A 22645-nucleotide genomic window follows, 5' to 3' on the forward strand; every position below is an offset into this window, starting at 1 on the left:
TTATCTTATTAAATGCTTCATATCTTAGGGAATCTAAAGCTCTTTTTAACCTGCTTGAACTTTAGTTTTGCTAAATTATACCCACGATTTTTATGAATGCGTTTGTATCTATTGTCGATCATATCCTTTTTTAAGCCATCTTTGGGTTTATCTGCGGTCTGCTCATCATCAACAGCATTCACATCTTTGCTTAAATTAACGGCTTCAGGCTTATCATCAGCAGCATTTTTTTTATCAGCTTTCTTGTCAACCGTCTCGCCTTCTTTACTTTCATGATCTAATTCAGCCTGAAGCTCTGGTTGCTTAACAATCAGCTGCTGTGTTGGCAGGGCATGCTCTACATCATACTTTCTAACTTGCATTAATAGATCAACGAATAACACATCTTGTTTTTCATAAAATTCGATGATACCAGTGGCATTGATATAGGCTTGCAATTGAATAATATAACAATCTTGACGCAACTCTAAGATGTTGACTTGGTTCCATTCTTGATTGGTTAATTCATGCTCATCCAAAAACGTATCCAAGTGCTTGACCATCTTAAACACAACATCAATATCAGCGGTACGCTTGATATACAGCTGATGCAAAAAGCGGAACATATCACGCGAGGTAAAGTTTTCAATTTGCATCGATGAAAAATCGCCATTAGGTACTGTGACGATAGTGCGAGTCAAAGTACGCACGCGCGATGAGCGAATACCAATATCGATGACGGTGCCTTCATAGGTACCAAACTTGCAATAATCACCGATACGTACGGGCGAATCTGCCACTACTACCACACTACCGACTAAGTTTTCGATGGTCTTTTGCGCACCTAATGCTAACGCTAAACCACCGACACCTAATGCCGCAATACCCGTCGTTAAGTCAAAGCCCAAGTTACCAAAAGTGACGATGACTGCAAATATCAATAACAGTGCTTTGACGACTTTGCGTAGTAGCCCCAAAATTGAGACCCGTTCAGTATAGTTTTTCTTATAGCTTAAGTTCACTGCACGAGTAAATAATGCATCGATAATGCGTAATAACAACCACGTTATCGCCACCCACGAAGCAATCTCAGCGAAACGGTTGACAGGCTCGCGTAGGGTCACTGACACGCCCGCATAAACCATCACCTCAGATAAAATTAGCGCCATAATCACCACCGCTAGCGGCAATATTACTTTGTCTGGCAATGGTAGCGGCACATCACGGACACGAGGGTAAGTGATTTCTAATAAATGATACAGTAGCCATACTGCGATGTAGGTGAACAAAAAACTACTGATAGTCATCATTAAAGCGGCTACCAAATCAGCCAACTGATAACCAAAAAGCTTTTTGCCTTCTAACGAGTCAATGGTATAACGAGAAACCAAAGTCGGCTCATAGTTCTCTATCGCCTCTGGTATTGAGCTGAGTGTATCGGTAGAAAACTGCCAATATTGCTCACCTTCTTTTGACACCACTCTTTCAAGTAATAGAGGAATGCTGGCATCACTGACTTTGATGACACCTACATTTTCTTGGCTTGGCGGTAGCTGATCGGTCAAATTGCCTTCAGGCGTATTATTAATCTGCAAATCAGCCTGAAAACGACCACCTGCATCGAGGGCTTGCTTGAACTGTCGTACAATGGTTGTGGGATTATCGGATTTAGATAGGTTTAAGTAATTACTCGCCAGCAAATAATCATTTTCACCCAATGCTGCAATAAATCCTTGCACCGTATGCCGAGGCGTATCGCGTCCGAATGAATCAGGTATCGATGTGCCATCCCCTTCCTCAGTCTTAGTCCCACCCACACCCAGTATGCTCGTCTCAGCTGCCAACGCACTAGGCTGCGAGAGAACACTAAGTGCCATAGCAACGAGTAGTGTTATCACGATTAATGGTAATTTCATCAATGACATCGATAAAGATGGCACGGTAGTGGTATTCAGACGATGTTTAATAAACAAAACAAACCTCATGGCTTTATGAATGGCATAACGAAAAACGGGGAAAATCTGCCTTATAATAACAATTATGATGATCAAAAATATCGCTAGTGAACAAAAAAATGATAAATAGCTTGTCCCTTGCTTAAAACACTCAAAGATAGCCAATAGTGAATAATATTCACCCTATAATGAATAAACATTAGGTGAAAGTGGTTTATAAATGAGGTTCTTTTGTAGATAATAACGCCATGTATTTTATTTATTACTTTTTGTAATTTTTGGCTGCTCAGATTTCACTTCTGTAACTTCTTTATTTGATTAATTTGGAATTCAACATGGTTTTATCACGTTCATCTTCAACCACTTATCTTCGGTTGTGTATTTTAAGCGCATTTGGCGCATTTGCTATGAGCGCTAACGCCGCTACTGACGTCAATGTCATCAGTGATAGCGAGCTACCACAAGTTGAGCTTGATAAAATTGTAGTCACCGCCACTCGTACACCGACTAAAACCAGCAATGTCATTGCTCAAACTCGCGTAATTGATCAAGAAGATTTGAAACGCTTCCAAGGTCAAAATGCCCTTGATATCATCAAACGTCAGCCAGGTATCAGTCATTATACTAATGGCGGGCCTGGTACCACATCAAACTTTTATATGCGTGGATATGATAATAAGCAAATATTGGTGCTTATTGATGGGGTACGCTATAGCTCAATTAGTGCTGGTGGCGCAACATTAAGCTTACTGCCTGCTGATCAAATCGATCGTATTGAAATATTATATGGTGCTTCTGGCTCTAGTATTTATGGTTCAGACGCAATCGGCGGCGTGATTCAAGTGTTTACTAAAGGCTCAAACATTGAAAAGAGTCAGGTTTCTATTACTGCAGGTGTAGGCTCACATAACGAATATCTATATGGCGCTAGTGCTCAACTTAACAGTGGCAATGGCACGACAATGAGCTTATCAGCCAGCCATAATGAGACGGATGGCATCAATGCAACCTTACCAAATGCCTATGGTTATAATAGCGATGATGACGGCTTTAAAAGCGATAACGTTAGCTTAGCGTTAACTCAGCGTATCAATGAGCAATGGTTAACCGGTGCAAGCGCCTTATATAGCAAATCGACCACAGATTATGACGATGGTGCAGCAAACGCCTATTCAAAACAAGAAAACGGTTCTGCGCAAGCGTTTGTTGATTGGCGTTATATGCCTGGTTCTTCTGTCAAATTACAGTATGGTCATTCTATTGATAAGAGTGATAACTACGGTAGCTTCCCTGGTGTTTTTGATACCAAACAAAATCAAGTTAGCCTAGTAGGTCAGCATAAGTTTCAAGTTGGTCAAGGCATATATGGTCTTGAATACCTTAACCAAGGGCTTAATAGTACTGCCTATACCGTTGATGACCGTGACGTGAAAAGCGCATTCTTAGGCTACCTATTGGCCAACAATCAATTCGATGCTCAAGCCAACGTGCGCTTTGATGACAACTCACAATATGGTGGTGAGACGACTTACAACCTAGGTGGTGCCTATCACATTAATCCTAACCTACGCGCTGGTGCCAACTACGCCAAAGGCTTTCGTGCGCCTACTTTTAATGACTTATACTATCCGGGTTCAGGTAATACTAATTTGAAACCTGAAACCAGCGATAACTATGAAGCTTTTGTTGAATACGATACTGTATTACAGTCGACACGTCTAACAGGCTATAACAACAAAGTTGATGATTTAATTGGCTATGTTGCAAAACCTACACCTGGCAATCCTTGGGACGGTAGCAGTGAAAACGTTGATAGAGCTAAAATTGAAGGTATTACCTTAACTTCAGATTGGGTTGTTGATAGCTATTTATTTGGTGGTAGCTATGACTATCAACAAGCAAAAAATGCCAGTGGCGGTGCGAGCGATGGTAATTTCCTTGCCATTCGTCCTGAACATAAAGGTCTGGTATATGCAGGCTACCGCTTACCAAGCTTAGATGTTCGTGCAGAATACCAATATGTTGGTGATTATTATAGTGGTGTCGCTAATACAGACTCACAGTTAGTCGATTCTTACGGTTTATTGAATATCAGTGGTAACTATAAACTCACTGATAATCTATCTATGACTGCTCGTTTAAATAATATTGCGAATAAAAAATATATTACTCTACCGGGTTATAATACTGATGGTATTAACTTCTTCACTTCTTTAACCTATAATTGGTTCTAGGGTGATTTAGAATCACACTGAACTGGTATTCATTTAAATGAGAAAAGGTCATCCAACGATGGCCTTTTTTATGGATGTCAATCACATAAAACGATATTGCGTGTCATCACTACTTACCATTTATATCAGTCAATAGGTGACAAATTACACATCATCTATTACAATATTCACCCTCCGAGAGGTGTTGCACCATAATATCTGATCTTGCAAATAGGCTTTAGAGCCATGCTAATCAGTGGTTATGTTAGGCTCGGCAACTGTTGAATAGTCTTTCTCATGATTGTTGACAGCGCAAATAACGGCACCTGCGTTATTATTCTTTTTATCATACATTAACCACTGATAGGAGCATATTATGGACGCAGTGTCTAACACCCCATCTGCCCATACGATCGACCCCTCTTTCACTGACTATAAAGTCGCTGACATCAGCCTAGCTGATTACGGCCGCCGTGAAATCACCCTTGCCGAAGCTGAAATGCCTGCTCTAATGGGTTTGCGTCGTCGCTACGAAGCCGATCAACCGCTTAAAGGCGCAAAAATCGCTGGCTGTATCCACATGACCATCCAAACTGCTGTTCTTATCGAGACACTAGTCGCGTTAGGTGCTGAAGTACGCTGGACATCATGTAACATCTTCTCAACTCAAGACCATGCTGCTGCTGCGATTGCTGCTGCTGGTATCTCTGTTTACGCTTGGAAAGGCGAAACCGAAGAGGAGTACGAATGGTGCTTACGTCAACAAATCCACGTTGGCGGTGAAGAATCAGGTCAGCTTTGGGATGCTAACTTAATCTTGGATGACGGCGGTGATTTGACTGCTTTGATTCATAACGATTATGCCGAGCTTCTTGATAACATCCATGGTATCTCAGAAGAAACCACCACTGGTGTCCATCGCTTGGTTGAGATGCTTGGTAAAGGTACGCTTAAAGTACCCGCTATCAACGTTAATGACGCGGTTACTAAATCTAAAAATGACAACAAATACGGCTGCCGTCATAGCTTAAATGACGCTATCAAACGTGCAACTGACATGTTCCTTGCTGGTCGTCGCGCTCTGGTTATCGGTTATGGCGATGTTGGTAAAGGTTCTACGCAAAGCTTACGTCAAGAAGGCATGATCGTACGTGTATCAGAAGTCGATCCTATCTGTGCCATGCAGGCATGTATGGATGGCTTTGAAGTATTGTCACCTTATATCAACGGCGATAACACCAGCGGCGCAGAAAACATCAACACGCGTCTGTTAGAAGATACCGACATGATTGTTACCACGACTGGTAATTACCATGTGTGTGACAGACATATGCTAGCAGCACTTAAACCTGGTGCAGTCGTTTGTAACATCGGTCATTTTGACACCGAAATCGACACCCAATTCATGCGTGATAACTGGCGCTGGGTTGAGATCAAGCCGCAAGTGCATCAAATCTTCCGCTCAGACGATGAAAACGATTACTTGATTTTGCTTGCTGAAGGTCGTTTGGTGAATTTGGGTAATGCTACTGGTCACCCATCGCGCGTGATGGACGGCTCATTTGCTAACCAAGTATTGGCGCAAATGTATCTGTATGAAGAAAAATTTGCTGACTTGCCAGCTGATACACGTACTGACAACTTATACGTCAAAGTTTTACCGAAAAAGCTAGACGAAGAAGTTGCCGCTGCGATGGTTGCTGGCTTTAATGGTACGCTAACTAAGCTAACTAGCAAGCAAGCTGAGTATTTAGGCGTACCTGTTGAAGGTCCATTTAAGCCTGACGCTTATAAATACTAAAAGGAGTCAGACTGTGACTAAGCCTGCTTTCTCCTTTGAGTTTTTCCCAGCCAAAACCGAGCAAGGACACGAAAAGCTCCTCAGCACTTATGATGAGCTGAATAAGCTGTCACCTGCGTACTTTTCGGTGACCTATGGTGCTGGTGGTTCAACTCGTAGCCGCACTTTAGATATCGTCCAAGCCTTATGCGCGCGCGGTGAGACTGATATTGCACCCCATATGTCTTGTATTGGCGATGATAAAAGTGAAATTGCCGAGTTACTTGAGCATTACAAAAGCTTGGGCATCAAACGCTTGGTCGCATTACGTGGCGATTTGCCTTCAGGTCAAGTAGGCATGGGTGAGCTGCCGTTTGCATTAGATTTGGTCAAGTTCATCCGTGAGCATTCGGGCGATCATTTCCATATCGAAGTAGCCGCCTATCCTGAGATGCATCCACAAGCGCGTAGCTTTAAGCTTGATGTCGATAACTTGGTCAATAAATATCAAGCTGGCGCCAATGCTTCGATTACCCAGTTCTTTTATAACGCTGATAGCTATTTGTATCTGCGTGATACCTTAGAAAAACGCGGTATTGATACTGTAGCACAGCCATTGGTTGCTGGCATTATGCCAATCACCAACTCTAGCAATCTGATGCGTTTTGCTGACAGCTGTGGCGCCGATATCCCACGTTATGTGCGTAAGCAATTGGCTGACTTTGGTGATGATAGTAAGGCGATTCGCGAGTTTGGCTTTGAAGTGGTCTACCGTTTATGCGAGCGTTTAATTAGCGAGGGCGTACCTGCCATGCATTTTTATAGCATGAATAAGGTTGAGCCAAACAAGCGCTTAATTGAAGCCTTAGGTTTGATTGCTTAAATATTTACCCAATGTATTGCTTAATGACTGGCGTTCCTAGGAGCGCCAGTCTTTTTTGGTATGGGAATTGCAGTTATGCGAATTCCATTAGTGACAATCCCTTTACCCACTCAAATGATATTCTGCTAAGATATTGAAAAATATCATGACCCTCATTATAGGAATAAGTAATTTTGCGACGTTTCTTTTATGCCACTAATAGCAACATTAGTAATGACGTTACCAATGAAAAGGCTGCGACCTACCCTCAGCTTGGCACCTTGCCTATCGGTGCCAGCGTCGAATTAACTGAAAGTATCGTCCATCATTGGTGCCGTGTATTACGAGCAACTATTGGTGACCAAGGTGTTTTGTTTGATGGCTTTGGCGGTGAATATCAGGTACAGCTACTGACCATCAGTAAAAAAAACGCGACTGTGACCCTGCTTTCTCACACAAATAATGATAATAGTGCACCCATATTTACCAAAATCGGGCTGGTAATGAGTCGTGGCGAACGGATGGATTACGCCATTCAAAAATCTACCGAGCTTGGCGTCACTGCCATCCAATTGCTAAGCAGTCATCATGGCGAGGTCAATCTGAAGCCTGCCCAAGTAGAAAAAAAGCTTGCTCATTGGCAGCAGGTTGCGATTGCTGCCTGTGAGCAATGCGGTCTTAACCGTCCACCGCTTATTATTGCGCCTATTCCTATTAACGATTGGCTTAAGCCTATCACAACGACCACGCCTGTGAAGATAGAAGCGACTATCAGCTCTATGGTTACCACCCTTAGTCAGGATGCTTATTATCAAGTATTACAACGACCCGCTGATTTGCGTCTACAGCTTAGTGTACCAGCGGCAGGACAACCTGCTATGCCTGATTCGCTACTGACTGTATTACAGCAACCAGTGCCTTATATTGAATTGTTGATTGGTCCTGAAGGTGGCCTAAGTACTGACGAATGCGCTCAAGCAGCAGACGTTGGTTTTGAGCCTTGGCAAATTGGTGCGAGGGTGTTACGTACAGAAACTGCCCCAGTGGTCGCCTTGGCAACATTGCAAGCACTGTTGCCATGTGTCAATCCTTAGTAGTAGTACAAAGAGTCATATAGTCAGTTCACAATAAAAAATACAAATGAAATAGCATTTTACTGAGACAAATTTCGCTTGCTGTTCACTATGCGTATGAGCACCAGATTCTTCAAAAATTTGTCCTAGTAGCACTGTATCTTTTTAAACTGCACTAATTACATTAAAACAGCGCTAATTGCCAATACGAAAAGCTCTCTTTATCGATTTACCTCTATTTTATGAGTTCATTTATGACTGCTTTTACACCAATGCCACTGGCGGATAAACAGCAACTATTGGTCAAACTCTGTGAGCAATATGAAGATGCTATCTTTATCCTAGATGCAAATTTGTATTATTTATCGGTCAATGCAACTTATGAGCAAATGATCGGTTACACAGAAGATTTTTTGCTTGGGCGTCCGCTTGGCATATACGCAGCTGAATTGTTATCAGAAGATGAACAATTGGTATTAAAAAATCTGATTAGCAGTTTGGACAGCACAGGGTTCTGTGAAATTGATTTTTCCATGGCAAACCGTTACGGGCACAATGTTGATTGCCATATCACTTACCGCAGAATCTACCTAGATGATACGCCGTACTATGTCGGCACGATTCGAGATACCTCGATCGTTGTAAAAAATAAAAAGAAAATGGTGCATTTGCTCAATCATGATGAGGTGACTGGACTGCCAAACCGTAAGGTGTTTTTGAGTCAGACCAGTGAGCTGCTGTTAGAGAGCTATCAAGAAGTGGTGATTGTCCGTGTCAATATCGATCGTTATCGCAACCTTGCCACATTGTTAGGACCTGAATACATCAACACTTTGGTTGAGGATTTTGTATTGCGGATTAAAGCACTGGCACTTGATCATTTGCGCTGTTTTTCACATTTTGGCGGTGATGACTTTGCTTTATTGTTTGAGTGTAGTGACGCCAATATGGTGCGCCATCAACTAGATATTTTGATGCAAATGTGTGAGCGTCCTTTCTTTATTAGTGATAATGGAGCCACAAATACCGAGGTGTATTGTCATGTCTCTGTTGGGGTCAGTTACTATCCTGAAAATGATAATGAGTTTATCGGCTTATTAACCAAAGCTGAAAGAGCATTAAATTATGTCAAGCAGCAAGGTGGCGACGATGTCTGTTGGTATAACAAATCCCTTATTGAGCTCAATGCTGATCATTTGCAATTAGAATATGAGCTTAAAAGAGCCACTAACGAAGGTCAGTTTGTCGCCTATTATCAACCCAAATTCGCCCTAGATACAGGTGATATTTCAGGCTTTGAAGCTTTGGTACGCTGGCAGCATCCCATTCGCGGATTGCTGCAACCTATTGATTTTATTGATGCCATTATCTCTCACAAGTTATCGCTTGAGTTGTTCTCTCAAGTGGCAACCCAAATCGCTGAGCAGCTAAAGATTTGGCAAGGTTTGGGCTTTGACCAACATATTTGTATCAATGCCGATGCCGCTGAATTCAGCAATCCAGAATTTTTTGATGTGGTCAGTAATTTACTGGCACAGCATCAAATTGCAGCGCACCAATTACATATTGAGGTGACAGAATCTTCTTTGATGAAGCGCCACTCTAATGTTAAAGAACAGCTAAATTCGTTAAAAGCGCTAGGGGTTTGCTTGGCTTTAGATGACTTTGGTACCGGCTATGCTTCTTTGAGTTATCTGCAAGAATATCCCTTTGACTTCATTAAAATCGATAAAAGTTTTATCTCTAAGATTACCGCAGACAAAACTCAACGTGCCATTGTTAACGCTATTTTGGCATTAGCAGAAGCACTGGATATGCAGGTCATCGCAGAAGGTATCGAAAACGAGCAACAGCGCGATTTGCTCTTGGCTATGGGTTGCCAGTATGGTCAAGGCTATTGGTTTGGCAAACCTATGTCTGCTGAAGTTACAACCAACATGTTAATGCAACAACATTTGTCCAAAAATAACAATGGCTAGAGAGCGAGTATAAAACATCCTCATATCGTTCCTCTACCATATCGATAAACGTGCTTAGCGTGTAGGCTATATTGTACATAGGATGCAAGATAGGTTGATGACTTATCAGTATTGTCTCCAAACTTGTATATTTTCCAGTGAACGCCTATCTTTTACCAAGAATTTACAGATACGGTCTTAATTCTTTTCTCAATGTTATTTCATATGATCGGTATCGTTGTTTGTTAATAATGCAGACACACTCCATGCCAGCAAGATACTAGCAACTCAGACTTACAACAGTCATCCCATCGCTGTCGGTCATACACCAAAAAAGGACAGGAAGTTATGCAATACAAAGCACCCTTACGTGATATCCAATTCGTGATGCATGAGTTACTTGACAGCGAAAGCCATTATAAAACCTTACCAGCATTCCAAGAAGCAGATCGTGAGCTAATGGACAGTCTGTTTGAGATGGCCGCAAGCTTTGCTGAAAATGAGCTATCACCACTCAACCAAAGCGGTGATGCTGAAGGCTGTCAGTTCAACAATGGTCAAGTGACGACGCCAAAAGGCTTTAAAGAAGCATACAAAGCGTATTGTGAGCTTGGCTTCCCAGCCCTATCTGCTGAAGAAGACTTCGGCGGTCAAAACATGCCCTTTTCATTATCGACCGTCATTAATGAAATGGTTGGTACAGCTAACTGGTCATTCTCTATGTACCCTGGTTTATCTCATGGTGCCATTCAAACCATCGAGCATCACGGTACAGACGAGCAAAAACAAACTTACCTAGAAAAAATGGTCAGCGGCGAATGGTCAGGCACCATGTGCTTGACTGAAGCACATGCAGGTTCTGATTTGGGTATTATCCGCACCAAAGCCGAGCCTAAAGAAGATGGCAGCTATAGCATCACTGGTCAAAAAATCTTCATTTCAGCTGGTGAGCATGACTTAACGGACAACATCATTCACATTGTATTGGCTCGTCTACCAGGCGCGCCTGCTGGTACAAAAGGCATCTCACTGTTTATCGTTCCTAAGGTAACGGTCAACGAAGATGGCAGCCTAGGTGAAAACAATAACGTCGTTTGTGGCTCTATCGAACACAAAATGGGCATCAAAGCCTCAGCCACGTGCGTGATGAATTTTGATGGCGCAACGGGTTATCTAATTGGCCCAGAAAACCGTGGTCTACAGTGCATGTTTACCTTTATGAACGTGGCGCGTATTGGTACCGCAGTTCAAGGTTTGACAGCAGCAGAATATGCGTTCCAAGGCTCATTAACTTATGCCAAAGATCGTCTAGCGATGCGTTCATTATCTGGTGTTAAAGCCCCTGAAAAAGTAGCTGACCCTATCATTGTACATCCAGCGGTTCGTAACATGCTGTTGACTGAAAAAGCCTTTGCTGAAGGTGGCCGTGCTTTAGTCTATTACCTCTCACATTTTGCAGATACTGTCGCAAAAGGCGAAGGCGATGCGCTTAAATTTGCTGACCAAATGCTGTCATTATTGACGCCTATTGCCAAAGCATTCTTGACTGAAACTGGTCTAGAAGCGGCTAACCATGGCGTACAGGTTTATGGTGGTCATGGCTTTATCAGCGAATGGGGTATGGAGCAAAACGTGCGTGATACACGTATTGCATGTCTTTACGAAGGTACCACTGAAATCCAAGCGCTTGATCTATTAGGTCGTAAAGTATTGGGTTCACAAGGCAAGCTGCTAGCAAACTTCGTCAAAATCATTCAGACATTCTGTGAAGAAAACAAAGAAAACGACGAGATGGGTCAGTTTATTCGCCCACTTGCCAAACATCTTAAAGAATGGGGCGATTTGACTGCACGTATCAGTATGCAAGCGACTGAAAATCCAGATGCAGTTGGCGGCGCGGCGGTTGATTATATGTATTTCAGCGGTTATGTGACGCTAGCCTACTTATGGGCACGCATGGCATTAGTGGCACAAACTGAACTTGCTAACGGTAGTAGCGAACAAGCATTCTACGACGCGAAAGTCAAAACTGCGCAGTTCTACTTTGCCAAACTGTTGCCACGTACCACCACTCACGTACAGCGTATCAGCACTGGTGTTGAGCCGTATATGAGCATGGATGTTGATCAATTTGCGTTTTAATTAACACCAAAAAACATTGATCGATCATTTTTTTGTAGCGCTAAATAATGTATTTTTTATCGGCAACATACCAAGGTGTGTTGCCGATTTTGTTTACTATCACTTAAAATCTGCCATAGTCATTTTTTAAATAAAATAATCCATACTTTTGGTGTACGCATAATTCACGAACAAATACACCCGTGCGCAAGCTAATTTGCTAAACTTTAATAATGAATATTAAGCCCAACTCAAAAGATCTCTTATAAATTTGTTCAACTCACTTTTATTTATTTGAACCAAAGGAATGTTTATGGCTGTTTATAATGCCCCTCTTAATGACATGCGCTTTATCTTAAATGATGTATTTAACGCGCCTAAATTTTGGCAAAATAACGAGAATCTTGCTCATGTCGATATGGAAACGGTCGATATGATTTTGGAAGAAATGGCAAAACTGACAAAAAACGTTTTGTTACCTATCAACCGTAGCGGTGATGAAGAAGGCGCAACCTTCCAAGGTGATGGCGTTGTTACGACTCCAACTGGCTTTAAAGAAGCTTATAAGCAGTATGCTGAATCTGGCTGGGTCGGCTTAAGTGGTAATTCTGAATACGGTGGTCAAGGTTTCCCAAAAATGGTGACCATGCTAACTGAAGAAATGGTTTTTACCGCCAACCAATCATTTGCTCTCTACCCTAACCTAACCGTTGGCGCAACACTGTGCCTAAACGCGGCTGCCTCTGAAGAGCAAAAGCAAACTTACTTAGAGAAAATGTACAACGGCGAATGGGCTGGCACCATGTGCTTGACAGAGCCACATGCTGGTACTGACTTAGGTATCATCAAAACCAAAGCTATTCCTAATGATGATGGCAGCTATGATATCTCTGGTACCAAAATCTTTATCACTGGCGGTGAGCATGACCTAACTGACAATATCATTCATCTGGTACTCGCAAAAACCCCTAACGCGCCAGAAGGCTCAAAAGGTATCTCACTATTTGTCGTACCGAAATTCTTGGTCAATGAAGATGGCAGCTTAGGCGAGCGCAACACCTTAGCAGTCGGCTCTATCGAGCATAAAATGGGTATCAAAGCCTCAGCCACTTGTGTCATGAACTTTGACAGCGCCAAAGGCTGGATGGTTGGTGCCGAAAACACTGGTCTGTCATCAATGTTCATTATGATGAACTATGAGCGTGTCACCATGGGTCTACAAGGGCTTGGTGGTTCTGAGCTTGCTTATCAAAACGCAGCACTATACGCCAATGACCGTGGTCAAGGTCGTAGCGATACCCAACTGCAAAGCCCAGAAAAACCAGCGGATGCCATCATTCATCATGCCGATGTACGCCGTATGCTATTAAATGCCAAAGCCAACACTGAAGCGTCACGCTGCTTTGCGATGTACGTTGCCAAAAACCTTGATGAAGAGAAGTTTAGTACCGATCCAGAGGCCGCTCAAGCTGCTGCCGCACGTGTTGCACTATTGACGCCCGTGGCTAAAGCATTCTTGACTGACAAAGCATTAGAAGCCACTATTGATTGCCAGCAAGTATTTGGCGGTCATGGCTATATACGTGAATGGGGTATGGAGCAAATCGTTCGTGATACGCGTATCGCCCAGATCTATGAAGGTACCAATGGTATTCAAGCACTTGATTTACTAGGTCGTAAAGTGGCGAAAAATAACGGCAAATACGTTACCCATTTCTTAGGTGAAATTCGTGATTTTGTCAATAATATGCAAGCAGAGCACGGCATCAAGCAAGCGACGCTAGATGCTGCTGATACAATTGAAGCACTAACCACAACGGTGCTAAATAATATTGGTGAGCGTAAGAATGAAATTAATGGCTGTGCCGTTGACTACATGCATGCCTTTGGTTACCTAGCCTACTCGTATATGTTTGCGTTGATGGTTGAAGCAGCTGATGGTAAAGAAGGTGATTTTTACACCAATAAAGCCAAGCTTGCTGATTATTTCGTTGGTCGTATCTTGCCACGTATCGATGCCCATGCTCAGATGGTTCAAGCTGGTAGTGATCCGATGATGAACTTTGACCTGAATTACTTTGACGTACCTGCTAGCTAATTGGTTACTTTTATAATAAAGTAAGCCCTGCCGCACTATGATAAAGGGACAGTCACGCTACTGTCCCTTTTTTTGCCAAAAATATCTTCATAAAATTGACACAATAGTCATCAAAATACCTGCTAACAAAATAGTTGACTATTGATGAGCCGTTACGATTAAAATAACGCAAAACCAAATGCCTTAAACTTAATAAAAATATACTAAAACTTATAAATGAGGGCGCAGTACATTAACAAGCGGTAAATTAATAAAGATATGTATCGCAACAGTGATAATTACAGCCAGTCACTAAAAGAAGAAGATGTCTTATTTCACATACTACATAATAACGATGATTGAAATAACTACCATAAGGGATACGATGTGTCAGAGATAAAACACATTTTACAACAGATTACTGCCTTAAGTGATGTACCAGATCCCGCGGTACTTAAGCGCTTAATCGATGAGCTACGAGTAAGTGATAAAGAGCCTACTTTAGCCAATCAGAATATTCAAAATCTTATTGAGGTTTTACGTCAGCATCCAGAATATGGCGATGGGCTGTCGAGTTTCGTCTTAAAACTTATTATCGAATACCGCCAGATCGCTCTTTATACCGATACTGGCATTATGTCAGATCAGGGTTTCTTTTACAGTTTGCGCCGTTTGATTGGTCATCGTTTTTTGCCACTACTGCCACAAGAAGATTCTGTCGTAGAATTGGTTGGTTATTTATTTGATAAACGCTCTGATGAGCGCTGGCTTGCCCATATTGAAAAAGAAAAATGGGATGAGCTGGTCGGGCTGCTCAAAGTCCATGAGCAGCATCTAAACTTAGTCGCGACGGCAAAAAACAGTATTTTGAACGCGATTATCATTTTATCGTATCGTATCAGCGGTATTGGCTTGCATCCAGACTTGATGGAATCTTACCCGCAAATGCTGAATTATTCAGCGTCGTTTGTGGCACAAAATCAAGAAGCAGTCTTGTACGTCAATCAGTACCGAGAAGCACATGAGCTCGACACCTTAACTGATATCATTCCCGAAAAAGCCGTGGATCCAGCGCCTCTATTGGTCATGATTGAGCAATGCGAAGACATCGTTGCCACCATACGCAAGCGCATTTACAAAACCGGTATCTCTATTCGCCTAACCAACATGATGCTACGATTAGATCAAAGCTTACAGCGCATGCGCATATTGACTGAACTGGTAGCAAACAACTACGATAAGCGCGATCGGGCAATAATTGAATTGATTCAAGCGCTGATTACGACTGCCAGTCATCGTTATAGTATTGGCTATTTGATTGACAATAATACTAAGCTGCTATCGCGAAAAGTCACTGAAAACGCCAGCCGCGTTGGCGAACATTATATTAGTACTGATAAATCTGGTTATCAGAAGATGTTTAAAAAAGCCTCTATCGGTGGCTTTATCATTGCTTTTATGGCGACGACTAAGATATTGGCATACCACTTAGCTCTCGCACCAATGGGTCGCGCCTTTGTCAATAGTATGATTTATGGTTTGGGCTTTGTTTTCATCCATATCGTCCATGGTACAGTCGCTACCAAACAGCCTGCCATGACAGCGGCAGCTATCGCCTCAACCATATCAGACAGCTCGGGTAAAAAGTCCCATCAGTTAAATAAGCTGTCTGAATTGGTGGTCGATATTTTACGCACCCAGTTCATTGCCATCATGGGTAATATTATGATGGCTATACCAGTCGCCTTGATCATCTCTTTTGCTTGGTTGCAATATACTGGCGCGCCGATGATTGATACCGATAAGGCGGCTCACCTACTTCATGATCTCGACCCTTTTCGCTCACTAGCTTTGCCACATGCTGCTATTGCTGGGGTGTATTTATTCTTATCAGGTCTGATTGCTGGCTATTATGATAATTTGGCGGTCTACAACCAGATAGGCGCCCGTATTCAGCGTCATAAGCTATTACAGTATTTATTACCCAAAGCATGGCTACAACGTTTAGGCGGCTTTATAGAAGCCAATCTTGGTGCCATCATGGGCAACTTTATCTTTGGGGTTTTCCTAGGAAGTACTGCAACGATTGGTTTCTTATTTGGCTTACCAATTGATATTCGCCATATTGCCTTTGCTTCAGCGAACTTGGCTCATGGCTTATTTAATATGTCGTCCAATCAGCTAGAGTGGCAAGTGGTGCTGCTTTCTGTCTTTGGCGTCTTACTTATCGGTATGGTCAACTTGATCGTCAGTTTCTCACTGGCACTTCTTGTCGCTTTACGCTCAAAAGAGGTGAAATTCGTTGATTGGAGTCGCTTAACTAAGCAACTCTTCAGCCACTTAATGACGCATCCTTCTGACTTTTTTTGGCCACGCGACAAACCGATGAAGTATGCACGTATTGATAGCCAAGGTCAGATGATTTTCGATGATACCGCATCACAAAATAGCAATCAGCCACTTCCCAAAAACTATGTAGTAAGGCGCTTATCTGATGTCAAAGTGCTCCCAAAAGCCTTGCAGAAGAAGACAGAAGGACAGCAGGCGGTCACTGATATACATTATACTAATCCATCAGCAGAACATCAGCTGAGTCCTGAACTAAACAACCGCGAAGCTCATATTACCGTCAATAAGTCAGCCATGAATAAAACCATTGAGCTTGATGATGGTCTGACAGAGGAAGCACTTAGCAGCGTCCCTTATAGTCAGGATATTCAATATGATAAAACGCATGCTGCGTTTGATGAGAATAATCAGACGGTATCTGATGCGATTAGTCAAGACAGCACTGCTGATAGCAAAGTTGCAGGCGACGCCAAAACGCCACTACCTAAACCAAAAAAGCCACCAAATCTACCCAGTTAATGGGTTAATTTGATGGCTTTTTTGGTTTTTGGAATCACTAAAAAATTAAGAAGATATCGGCAAGCACTGCGCACTTGACGTGATGGTCTTGCCATCACTTAAGCGATAAGCTAGCAAATGATTGCCCCAAACACAGCCACCATCTAGTGCACGAGCATAAGGCAGATCAATCTCACCTTTGAGTGCGGCCCAATGCCCAAATAACACCTTACGCGTGCGCGGCACTTGCCATTCAAACCAAGGCAAAAAATCCTCTGGCATGCGCTCATCTAGCCCTGAGGTAAAGCTAAATTCAAGCAGCCCATCCTGCTGACATAAGCGCATGCGAGTAAAATAATTGGCAATCGCTCGCATTTTCGTAAATCCATGAATGTCTGCATGCCAATTATCTGCCGTCTTGCTATAGAGGTTTGGCAACAATCTATCAAGCTGTTTTAAATGACTGCGCAACTGCGACTCTAACTGATGTGCATATTTTTCGGCGTCTTCAATACTCCAATGCGGCGGAATACCCGCATGCACCAGCACCGTATGCTTATCAGGATACACCAATAATGGCTGATGACGTAGCCACTCTAGCAATTCATCACAATCATCGGCTGCAAAAATCGGTGCTGTCTTATCTTTTTTCTTAATTTTCGTCGCCCCACGCCATACGGCTAGCAAATTGATATCATGATTGCCAAGTACAGTCGCGGCTGCCCCTTGCTCACACAAATCTTTGACATGACGCAAGGTATTTAAAGAGTCCTCGCCGCGTGCCACTAAGTCGCCGGCAAACCATAATTTATCTTGCTCAGGATCAAAATCCAACGTTTCAAGTAGCTGAAGATACGCAGCATAGCAGCCTTGCAAATCACCGATGACATACTGATGACGATAACTCATAAGCTCTCAATCTTTCTTGTGGATATTGTAGATACTACTTAGCAATCAATGATATCTGCGGTATGAATAACACTGATAAATCAGCCTTCTACTTTACGCGCTTGATTGCTCAAATTGACAAAATCTTTCACGCTTAAGGTTTCAGGACGGGCTTGTGGATCAATGGCGCAAGCTGCAAAATCGTCTTCGCTCAACGTCGGCAATAAAGTTGATTTTTTGAATATAGCGCGCAACGTTTTACGGCGATGATTAAAGGTTTCGCGCACCACCAATGCGAAATACTCTTCATCTTCTGCCACGACTGGCTTAATAATGTGCGGCGTCAGACGAAATACGGCACTGGTCACTTTTGGCGGCGGATTAAAAGCACCGCGTGGTACGGTGAGCAAATAATCCGTATGGCAGTGATACTGCATAATGACCGATAGGCGACCATAGGTTTTGCTACCGACGTCAGCGGTGATACGTTCAACCACTTCTTTTTGCAGCATAAAGTGCATGTCTTCAATCACATCGGCATAGCTGAGTAAGTGAAAGAGTATGGGCGTTGAGATGTTATACGGTAGATTACCTACCACGCGTAATTTGCCGCGCTCATCGCTATAAAGCTCCCGATAATCCACATGCATGGCATTGTTTTTGATAATCTCAAAATTTGGATGACTATTAGCCCCGATACGGATACGCAAGCTATCTGCCAAATCACGATCCAACTCGACTACAGTCATCGCATTCACTTCGGCCAATAGCGGCTCAGTCAATGCGCCCATCCCTGGCCCAATCTCAATCAAATTGTCATCACGCTCTAAGCGAATGCTCTCAACAATCTCACGGATAACACTACGGTCATGTAAGAAGTTTTGACCAAAGCGTTTACGCGGTTGGTGTTTGGCAGCACGTAGGCTGTTGGTAATAGATTGAGCATCAAATGTAGTTTTTGACATAGAATAGTCTTAATGAGTAAGAGGTAAAAGTGAGCAATGACGATAAAATGAGTGTTTTATTGGGATGAATTATATCACAGCTTATTATTTGACTGTGTTTTTGAGATATTTGATCTATAAACTACCCATACCTTGGCGCAACCAACACAGTAGCTTTTTGTTCTAAACCATTTGATATAATACGGTTCCCTAGTGAGGACTCGAATCTACGGCTGTAGGCTAATGATATCAAAGTTTTAACTTGTTGAGATAATCACAGTGTACTTCATGGTGTACTTGTCATATATATTCTGTTCGTGATCGGTACGCTATACAGGCTTCGAACAGGAGATTTTAGATATAATCTTAATGCCTATGAGGTCATTGATTAAAAGCTAGTAAGTTAGCTTCTGCAATCTCTCTATCGTAGCTTATGTTTAGGGTGTTTTAAGCTATATTATAGATATATTTGGATATTTGTTTTCTGGAACTTAAGTAGAGGTATAAGTGAATATCTGTAGAATCAGTACACAAATTAGGGAAATGTCTGAAGCAAAAGTAGATGCAGATGTGGAGACATGGAGAGATGTTTTTAGTAAATTTGATAAAGCAATAGAAGAATGCTTCGATGTTGATATGTTAGTTAAGTGCTTATTAGAAGATGACTTATGGTATATACCTTTTGATTCTAGAATGAAGCTTATGGAAAAAGCAAAATCTTTAGGCGGATGCTCATTGGAGTTTTTGGCAGATTACTATTCATTTAAAACAGCATTTCTGGATCCAGGCAAAGAATATGATGATGCTGTCGTAAAATTAGATGAATTATTTCAATAGGTTCTGTTAGGGTATACCCCAAGGGAACCAGATATTTCACCCTTCAAGCCTATTAACAGACCACTTAAAACAGACTGGTATAATGGAACCACTTATATTAGGGAGTGTTTGATGATTCATAAATAGGCATGGTTGATGCAAAAGTTGCCCAATATTGCGTGATAAACCTCGCTAAGGCATCGACTTATTCAAGAGGTCTATTTATGAGCGATTTATCGGCCATTTCATTTGCCATGAGAAGTGCCTGATATAGACTTGTGGCACTGGCACCGCCGCGTCCTGCTAAATCAAGCGCAGTACCGTGATCGACAGAAGTACGAATATAGGGCAGCCCCAAGGTCAAATTGACCGTATCGCCAAAACCATGTGACTTGAGTACAGGCAACCCTTGGTCGTGATACATGGCAATCACTGCATCGCAGTTGGCTAAATGTCTCGGCGTGAATAAAGTATCCGCTGGCATCGCCTCTGATATATCTATTCCAATATTGATAAATTCTTGCAGCACTGGATTGATAATCTCAATCTCCTCAATGCCCAAATGCCCGCCCTCGCCCGCATGTGGATTTAGACCACAAACTAAGATACGCGGTTGCGTCAAGCCAAATTTCTCACACATATCATCGATAACAATTTGTACTGTTTGGCGTACATTATCGGCAGTGATGGCTGCAGGAATATCTTTTAACGCCAAGTGCGTTGTAACAAGTGCCACTTTCATGGCTTCATTAGCAAGCATCATGACGACTTTATCACAGCCACTTTGCTGCATAAAAAATTCCGTATGCCCACTAAACATCGTGCCATCTAACAGTTTAATATCAGCCTCTATCAATGCAGATTTTTGTAGTGGTCCGGTGACGATAGCGGCGACTGTTTTGTTGGCTGCCAGTTTATGCGCTATTTCCAACTGCGTAACCACCATTGCGGAGTTATTGATATCAATTTTCCCACAAGCGACGGGCGCAGCACAGGGAATATTTAATAAGATAAAAGCATTATCATTATTAATAGCGCCACTGTTAATACTCTGCTGTGACATTTGATTTAAAAAATCATCGTCTTCTATAATTGCCTCATTTGTATTAATCGTTTTCCAAGGTGGGCAGCTTTTTAGTATGCCCGCAGCAATGAGCTCATCGGCACGTTTTTGCATTGCCGTGCTATCTGCTGTGACCCAAACTGGACGATCAAAATCCTGTAACTTACCCTCAGCCGCTAGCAGCAGTACGATATCCATACCAATACCCGCAGGTTCACCAGTCGTGATTAATAATGGCAATTTTTCTTGCATAGCACTAACATCCTATTATTATATTAAGAAGCTGATTCTATTGTATTTTTTATGATAAATGAGCGTATTTGAAGCTGTGTTATATGCCATGAACTTCATTTCATAGAAGCAGGCATTTTTATAGATAATTACTTATCTGGGCTGAAAAAATCACATAATGTGTTAAACTTTCGCTTTTGATTGTAGCATTTACTGGCACGCGTGAGATGACGTTTTGGTACTTCTCTCATCGAAATGCATTGCGCTTGCTTTGCTGTATCATTACTAAAATAAATACTTACAACAATACCCATCTATACCGACTTTTGAAATATTAGGCACTCATGGCAGATACTGAAAAAACCGACGACTTACTCAATCAAACACCACCGCACAATATCGATATTGAAAAGGCGCTGCTGGCGTCTTTGATGAGTATCGAAGAGGCATACGATAAGATTGCAGATATCGTTACCAAAGACGATTTTTATGCTGGGCGACATCAGTATATTTTTGATGCTATTGCGCATTTAGCTGCAGTCAATGAGCCTTATGACACGGTTATGGTACATGATTGGTTAGAGGCACAAAAGCTGCTAAAAAGCGCAGGCGGCGACAGCTATTTGGCGGATATCTTGAGCCAAAGTCCAGCAACTTTGTTTAACCTGACGGCTTACGCCCAGCGTGTACGCGAGCTATCTACACTACGTCAGCTGATTACTACCGGCAATGATATGTTGACCCTAGCCTATAATCCCAAAGACCAAACCGTCAGCGATATTTTGGATAACGTAGAAGCGAAGATATTTAGCATCAATGAGCAGCATAATAAACGTGCAGAGCAGCGTGGACCTGTCGGTATTACTGCCGTATTGACCAATGTTATTGATAAAATCCAAGAGCTCAAATCAAATCCAGATGGCATGATTGGACTACAAACCCCATTTGTTGAGCTCAATAATAAAACCCAAGGCTTGCAAGCAGGCGATTTAGTCATTGTGGCTGCGCGTCCATCAATGGGTAAAACCACCTTTGCGATGAACTTAGCAGAAGGGATTTTATTTAATGAAGATTTGCCTGTAGTGGTATTTTCGATGGAGATGCCCGCAGAATCTATCGTGATGCGTTTGCTATCATCTTGGGGCGCAATCAACCAAACACATCTGCGGTCAGGTCAAATGAATGAAGATGAATGGGCAAAAATGATGAACGCCATTCAGCATTTGCAGTCAAAGCATCTATATATTGATGACAGTACCGCCCTGCCACCGTCTGAGCTGCGTTCACGCTGCCGCCGTATTGCCAAAAATCATGATGGCAAGCTTGGCGCTATCATTGTCGATTATCTACAATTAATGAAGGTACCCGGCCTAGATGGCAACCGTGTTGGGGAAATCTCTGAGATTTCTCGAAGTTTAAAAGCACTAGCACGTGAGCTTGAATGTCCAGTTATCGCCTTGTCGCAGCTTAACCGTAGTCTAGAAAATCGTCCTAACAAACGTCCTATTATGTCGGATCTGCGTGAATCTGGTGCGATTGAGCAGGATGCCGATTTGATTATGTTCATCTATCGTGATGAGGTTTATAATGAAAACTCAGATCACAAAGGTGTGGCTGAAATCATTATTGGTAAGCAGCGTAACGGCCCTATCGGCACCATACGTTTGGGTTTTGAAGGACAATTTACCCGCTTTATCAATTTGACGCCAGAATACTATCAAAATGTCAGTTTTGAGAACGACGAATAATAAAACTGACAGATAATTACGCATCAAAATTGCTCGTAAAAATGGCCAGTGACTCATCAACTCAATTGATGAATTACTGGCTTTATAAGT

At 42.3% G+C, this 22645-nt stretch carries 14 protein-coding genes; 10 read left to right on the forward strand and 4 right to left on the reverse strand.

Features of this window, described 5'->3' with window-relative positions; genetic code table 11:
- Positions 1 to 17: 17 nt before the first annotated feature.
- On the reverse strand, positions 18 to 1964 hold the full coding sequence (locus JMX89_RS08340; RefSeq protein WP_201551352.1) for a mechanosensitive ion channel family protein: 1947 nt from the start codon (positions 1962 to 1964) through the stop codon (positions 18 to 20).
- Positions 1965 to 2341: 377 nt separating this feature from the next.
- On the opposite strand from JMX89_RS08340, the gene JMX89_RS08345 reads away from it, so the two are divergent.
- The 8 genes from JMX89_RS08345 to JMX89_RS08380 all read left to right on the forward strand — a co-directional run bounded on the left by JMX89_RS08345 (position 2342) and on the right by JMX89_RS08380 (position 16886).
- Positions 2342 to 4168, forward strand: a complete 1827-nt coding sequence (locus JMX89_RS08345; protein WP_227673056.1) for a TonB-dependent receptor plug domain-containing protein — start codon at positions 2342 to 2344, stop codon at positions 4166 to 4168.
- Between the two features lie 355 nt (positions 4169 to 4523).
- Complete coding sequence (gene ahcY / locus JMX89_RS08350) at positions 4524 to 5948, forward strand: adenosylhomocysteinase (RefSeq protein WP_201551356.1); 1425 nt, start codon at positions 4524 to 4526, stop codon at positions 5946 to 5948.
- A 13-nt stretch (positions 5949 to 5961) separates the two neighbouring features.
- Positions 5962 to 6810 (forward strand): methylenetetrahydrofolate reductase, encoded by an 849-nt coding sequence (locus tag JMX89_RS08355; RefSeq protein ID WP_201551358.1) that lies wholly within the window; start codon positions 5962 to 5964, stop codon positions 6808 to 6810.
- Positions 6811 to 6983: 173 nt separating this feature from the next.
- Positions 6984 to 7883 (forward strand): 16S rRNA (uracil(1498)-N(3))-methyltransferase, encoded by a 900-nt coding sequence (locus tag JMX89_RS08360; protein ID WP_201532167.1) that lies wholly within the window; start codon positions 6984 to 6986, stop codon positions 7881 to 7883.
- 233 nt (positions 7884 to 8116) lie between these two features.
- Positions 8117 to 9841: a putative bifunctional diguanylate cyclase/phosphodiesterase gene (locus tag JMX89_RS08365; RefSeq protein ID WP_227673057.1), complete on the forward strand. Its 1725-nt coding sequence runs from the start codon at positions 8117 to 8119 to the stop codon at positions 9839 to 9841.
- Between the two features lie 327 nt (positions 9842 to 10168).
- A complete protein-coding gene (locus tag JMX89_RS08370; RefSeq protein ID WP_149491699.1) occupies positions 10169 to 11962 on the forward strand; it encodes an acyl-CoA dehydrogenase C-terminal domain-containing protein in 1794 nt (597 codons plus the stop codon).
- A gap of 292 nt (positions 11963 to 12254) precedes the next feature.
- Complete coding sequence (locus JMX89_RS08375; protein WP_201532165.1) at positions 12255 to 14039, forward strand: acyl-CoA dehydrogenase C-terminal domain-containing protein; 1785 nt, start codon at positions 12255 to 12257, stop codon at positions 14037 to 14039.
- 366 nt (positions 14040 to 14405) lie between these two features.
- Positions 14406 to 16886, forward strand: coding sequence for a site-specific recombinase (locus JMX89_RS08380; protein WP_201532153.1), 2481 nt, complete (start codon positions 14406 to 14408; stop codon positions 16884 to 16886).
- Positions 16887 to 16931: 45 nt separating this feature from the next.
- Here JMX89_RS08380 and JMX89_RS08385 read toward each other — a convergent pair whose 3' ends face one another.
- The gene (locus tag JMX89_RS08385; RefSeq protein ID WP_149409461.1) at positions 16932 to 17774 is read right to left on the reverse strand and encodes a symmetrical bis(5'-nucleosyl)-tetraphosphatase; all 843 of its coding nucleotides are present in this window, start codon (positions 17772 to 17774) and stop codon (positions 16932 to 16934) included.
- Between the two features lie 80 nt (positions 17775 to 17854).
- Positions 17855 to 18718 (reverse strand): 16S rRNA (adenine(1518)-N(6)/adenine(1519)-N(6))-dimethyltransferase RsmA, encoded by an 864-nt coding sequence (rsmA, locus tag JMX89_RS08390; protein ID WP_201532152.1) that lies wholly within the window; start codon positions 18716 to 18718, stop codon positions 17855 to 17857.
- A 522-nt stretch (positions 18719 to 19240) separates the two neighbouring features.
- Here rsmA and JMX89_RS08395 point away from each other — a divergent pair.
- Entirely contained in the window at positions 19241 to 19534 is a 294-nt protein-coding gene (locus JMX89_RS08395; RefSeq protein WP_149409650.1) for a hypothetical protein, read from the forward strand.
- A 184-nt stretch (positions 19535 to 19718) separates the two neighbouring features.
- Here the strand turns inward: JMX89_RS08395 and pdxA are convergent, their stop codons facing one another.
- Positions 19719 to 20828: a 4-hydroxythreonine-4-phosphate dehydrogenase PdxA gene (pdxA, locus tag JMX89_RS08400; RefSeq protein WP_201532151.1), complete on the reverse strand. Its 1110-nt coding sequence runs from the start codon at positions 20826 to 20828 to the stop codon at positions 19719 to 19721.
- A gap of 323 nt (positions 20829 to 21151) precedes the next feature.
- Here pdxA and dnaB point away from each other — a divergent pair, with 323 nt between their 5' ends.
- Positions 21152 to 22555, forward strand: a complete 1404-nt coding sequence (gene dnaB, locus JMX89_RS08405; RefSeq protein ID WP_011513790.1) for a replicative DNA helicase — start codon at positions 21152 to 21154, stop codon at positions 22553 to 22555.
- Positions 22556 to 22645: the final 90 nt, after the last annotated feature.

Origin of the sequence: Psychrobacter sp. DD43, assembly GCF_904846555.1 — a bacterium.
Classification (GTDB): Bacteria; Pseudomonadota; Gammaproteobacteria; order Pseudomonadales; family Moraxellaceae; genus Psychrobacter; species Psychrobacter cryohalolentis.